This window comes from Mailhella sp. (assembly GCF_057866825.1).
Genome location: NZ_DBMAHT010000196.1, coordinates 1 through 2466, shown reverse-complemented (window position 1 = coordinate 2466; position 2466 = coordinate 1). Strand labels below are relative to the sequence as shown.

Sequence of the window (2466 nt, the reverse complement as noted above, 5' to 3'; positions counted from 1 at the left end):
CGCGGCCTTGGGATGATGATCGATGACCACGGAGAACTCCAGGTCCGCGAACGCCGGATTGTGATGCGCCTGCGAATCGACCAGGGCGAAGCGCTGGAACTTCTTGCGCATGGAAGAACGCCACTTCACCACCGGAATGTTCAGATACCGGATCATGGCCAGATTGTCCGGCCGGGTGATTTCGTTGGTGCGTGCGATGGTCACGCTCTTCACTTTTGAGCGTATGATGCGCTGAAGGGCCATGGCGCTCGCGAGGGCGTCGGGGTCGGCGGTGATGAGTATGGCCCACGACTCTTCCCTGACAAGCAGAGCCTGAAGCTGCGCAAGCTGCGCGGAAAGTACGCGGAAATAAGCCATAATCTTCTGCTCCTACGATTTTCGGTTGCGCACGAATTCCAGTGCTTCCCGAAAGAGCTTCTGCTCGAAGCGCTGCGGCAGTCCGTCGAGACAGCGTTCCGCCTTGTCGAGGTATTCGTCGGCCATGGCGCGGGATTCGGCGTCGAAGCCGAGGCGGCGGATGTCCGCGGCGATGCGCGCCCTGTCCTCAAGGGTGAAGGTGCCGTTGCGGAACTTCTCGCAGAATCCCTCTCTGTCGCAGCGGGGCAGAAACTCCAGATATTTCATGATGGGCGGCGTGAACTTGCCCTCTTCCAGATCTCCGGCGGTGGGCTTGCCGGTTTCCGATTCGTCGGCGAAATCGAGGGCGTCGTCCACCATCTGGAAGGCGATGCCGAGATTGAGGCCGTAGTCGGAAATGGCGTCCACCTCCGCAGGCGACGCCTTGGCGTACAGCGCGCCCAGACGGCACGAGCCGCGGATGAGCCAGCCCGTCTTTCCGGCCACGACGTCCACATATTCCGCGTGGCTGTGCGAGAGCGAATGCTGAAGCGCAATTTCATGCGTTTCGCCCGCGGCGGTCATGAGCACCGATTCCGACACGCAGGCGAGGAGCTCGGGCCTGCCGAACGACGAGGTCTTGTGACTTGCCGCAGCGAGAAGCGCGTCGCCCGCGAGAATGGCCCGCGGCACGTCGTAGAGCACGTGCGCCGAAACCCGGCCGCGGCGCGAAGATGCGCCGTCGAGCACGTCGTCGTGCAGCAGCGTGGCGACGTGAATCATTTCGGGAATCACGGCCACGTCGTAAAGGCCGTCGCCTTCCGCGCCGAACAGGCGCGCCGAGGCGAGCGTCATGAGCGGACGCAGGCGCTTGCCGCCCGCAAGAAGCACATGTCCAACAATATCGCGCAGGGGCGCGGGCATGGCGGCAAGTTCCCTTTCCAGAGCGGCGTTGACCTTCACCTGCTCGTATTTCAGCACGGACACAAACGTTATCATAAATTCAGACCTTTGCCCTGCGGGCGTCGCGGAGAATCTTTCCCTACGTTTTGAACGCATTTTTCATTCTTCGCAAGCATTTTCGTCCTGCTGTTCCCGCAAAGCCCGGCGCCGCACGGCTTGAGAAGGCAAAAACCCTCTTTACAAGTCGGCCGATACCTAGGATACTGCCCCGATGAATTTCAATTTTTCCCTCTTCCTCACCGCGCTCGGCCTGGCCTGCGTTCTCGAAGCGCTGCCCTGGCTCATTTCGCCCGGCAAAACGCGTCAGACGCTTCTCGAAATGCTCTCGCTGCCTGAAGAGACGCTGCGCAGGGGAGGCATTTTCCTCATGGTTCTCGGCGTTGCCGTGTGCGCCGCGGGCCGTTTTCTCCGTGGAGACTGACATGAATATCGACGCCCTCATTCTCGCGGCCGGCAAGGGCACGCGCATGCCCTCCCCCAGACCCAAGGTGCTCCAGACGCTTCTTGGCGAAACCATGCTTGCGCTGGTCACGTCCACGCTGGCGGCCATGCCCCGCGTGAACCGCATTCTCACCCTGGTGGGCAACGAGGCCGACATGGTGTCCGCCGAGGCCGCACGCACGGCCGAAAGGCTGGGCATCGCCGCCTCCTGCATCCGTCAGGAAAAGCAGCTCGGCACCGGCCACGCCCTCATGACCGCCATGCCCGAGCTTGACGGCGACGGCTGCGTGCTCGTGGTGAACGGCGACGCGCCCCTTGTCACCCCCGAGGTGCTCAATCACTTTCTCGACGCCGCGGAAGGCGCGGACGCGGCCTTTCTGAGCCTCGAACTCGAAGACGCCGCCGCCTACGGCCGCGTGGTGCGCCGCGAGGGAAAGGTGAGCGCCATCGTGGAAGCCAAGGACTTCGACCCCGCCCTCTACGGCCCGCTCGAAGACGCGCATGAAGTGAATACGGGCATCTATCTCTTTTCTCTGCCCGCGGCGCGCCGTCTGCTGCCGCGCCTCACCTGCGACAACCGCGGCGGGGAATATTACATTACCGATCTTGTCGCGCTGGGCCTCGCCGAAGGCATGGACGTGCGCGGCATACGCGCCGAGGGCGCGGGCTGCGAAAAAACGGCCCTGCTCGGCGTGAACACGCCCGCGGAACTCGCCGCGGCCGAAG

Annotated in this window: 4 protein-coding genes; 2 read left to right on the top strand and 2 right to left on the bottom strand. The window is 63.3% G+C overall.

Going from position 1 to position 2466, the window contains the following annotated elements; translation table 11 throughout:
* Positions 1-357, bottom strand: a 357-nt coding sequence (locus ACZM96_RS10595; protein ID WP_489489022.1) for a DHH family phosphoesterase, incomplete at its 3' end; no start/stop codon positions are given.
* A 12-nt stretch (positions 358-369) separates the two neighbouring features.
* Positions 370-1335 (bottom strand): polyprenyl synthetase family protein, encoded by a 966-nt coding sequence (locus tag ACZM96_RS10590; protein WP_489489020.1) that lies wholly within the window; start codon positions 1333-1335, stop codon positions 370-372.
* A 175-nt stretch (positions 1336-1510) separates the two neighbouring features.
* Between ACZM96_RS10590 and ACZM96_RS10585 the strand changes: the two genes are divergently transcribed.
* Together ACZM96_RS10585 and ACZM96_RS10580 are read left to right on the top strand one after the other, a co-directional pair.
* Positions 1511-1720: a DUF2065 domain-containing protein gene (locus ACZM96_RS10585; RefSeq protein ID WP_294485305.1), complete on the top strand. Its 210-nt coding sequence runs from the start codon at positions 1511-1513 to the stop codon at positions 1718-1720.
* A gap of 1 nt (position 1721) precedes the next feature.
* Positions 1722-2466: NTP transferase domain-containing protein (locus tag ACZM96_RS10580; protein ID WP_489489018.1), on the top strand; the 745-nt coding region annotated here is incomplete at its 3' end.